Origin of the sequence: Selenomonas sp. oral taxon 126 (assembly GCF_001683335.1) — a bacterium.
Classification (GTDB): domain Bacteria; phylum Bacillota; class Negativicutes; order Selenomonadales; family Selenomonadaceae; genus Centipeda.
This window is the reverse complement of record NZ_CP016201.1, coordinates 629,642-631,098: the sequence shown is the minus strand read 5'-3', so window position 1 is coordinate 631,098 and position 1,457 is coordinate 629,642. Positions and strand designations below refer to the sequence as shown.

General features: G+C 56.1%; 2 protein-coding genes and 1 pseudogene. 1 reads left to right on the top strand and 2 read right to left on the bottom strand.

Going from position 1 to position 1,457, the window contains the following annotated elements:
• The coding region (locus tag AXF19_RS02655; protein ID WP_172837349.1) for a DUF188 domain-containing protein at positions 1-270 on the top strand (270 nt) is incomplete at its 5' end.
• Positions 271-445: 175 nt separating this feature from the next.
• On the opposite strand, the gene AXF19_RS02650 is transcribed toward AXF19_RS02655, so the two are convergent.
• On the bottom strand, positions 446-1,021 hold the full coding sequence (locus tag AXF19_RS02650; protein ID WP_066844669.1) for a hypothetical protein: 576 nt from the start codon (positions 1,019-1,021) through the stop codon (positions 446-448).
• Positions 1,022-1,060: 39 nt separating this feature from the next.
• A pseudogene (locus AXF19_RS14675) lies at positions 1,061-1,457 on the bottom strand (hypothetical protein); the annotation flags it as partial.

The window sequence follows — 1,457 nt, the reverse complement described above, 5'->3', positions numbered from 1 at the left end:
AATCGCTGCTGTGCGGGGGACATCGTGGTGACACAGGATTTCGGCTTGGCAAGGTTTGTCCTCGATAAGGGGGCATATGCGATCCATCCGTCGGGATGGAGGTATCAGAATCTCAGTGAGGATGAGGCGGCGCACAGAGAAGAGGTGCGTAAACGCATACGGGAGCTTCAACAGCCGTGGAAGCGGAACAAGGAGCGGAAGCGCAGGCAGTTTGAGGAGGCGTTTGAGGATCTGGTGATCATCGCGTTGGAGCATGAAGTGCGTGAATGAGATGGAAATGTCGCGACAGCTAAATATCTCTGCGCCTAACAGCAAGCCTAAGCTGCGAAAGCGCACGAACGCCCTGCGGTGCCTAAAGCCGCAGGGCGTTTTGTTGGTGCTCGGTGGCAGAACTGCCATCCTCATATCTTTGTACGCATAGTATAGCCTTATTTCAAGTGCTTCTTCAGATCTCCGTGCGGAAGTGGATCGCCTGAATGATGCCGTCGTCGTCGACGTCGAAGGTGAGTTCGGCGGCTTTGTCATCGAACGCATAGGTGCAGGCGGTGAGTCCCTCGTCGTTCGTCTCGGAGAAGGAGGGTTCGCCGTACATCTCCTCGAGGCTTTCGTAGCTCTTTCCGACATGGAGTCCGCCGAGGGTGCGGAGGCTCTCTCCCATGAGGTCATAGCTCGTGATGGTCAGCTCATCGGCGTCGCGTGTGTTCTTGGCACCTGTGACGGCACGAAAGATGAAGTGTTCGGCACCGTCGAAGCTGTAGGTGACAAAACGCAGACCGTCGCCCGTGAACTCTTTCACCTGACAGTCGACTTCGATTCCTGCGTCGGTGATGATCCGCACGGCATCAGAGAGTGTGCTTTTGCGCGGCTCCAACTGATTCGGTCCGCCTGCAACCTCACCGGGCGGAACAAGTGTCGCCTCCCAATAGGTCATGCCGTGGGCGGATGCCATACCGGGCGCACCGAGGAGGATGCCCACCGCGAAGAGGGCGGCAGAGAGGAATCCAAAGAATCGTGTTTTCATGATGAATCGCTCCTTTCAATTAGGGAAAAACTGATAAATTCAGCACCGCCATCTTAGCGCATCTTTTTTGCCGCACAACGCCTGCAAATCCTCCACAGAGCACCACTCTGCGTCTTTGTTCTTCGTCTGTGCTGTGCTATCCGTCGCTGTCCGCGTGCCTGCACCAAGCACGCTCGGGGGAGGGGTGAAGGGCTTCTTCTCCCGCTCGTAGTAGGCGAGCATCTCGCCTGTGGTCGCGCCGAACAGTTGGAATGCGTTTGCGTATAGGTTGTCTTTGAGGGTGGGCAGGAATTTCTTCGTCAGGTGCTCGATTCCCTCGTCATTTGTCGTACCTCCTTCAGGTCGTGCTATTCGTTCTTGGAGGATTTTTTCGCCTTGCGCTCGCGTGTGATTGAGGTGTAGAGGAAGCTGTCCTCGCTGACGACGAGGTTGAAGC

What these genes read in the sequence shown, in the direction of transcription:
- AXF19_RS02650 (WP_066844669.1), bottom strand. Translation starts at nt 1,021, where the DNA reads ATGAAAACACGATTCTTTGGATTCCTCTCTGCCGCCCTCTTCGCGGTG.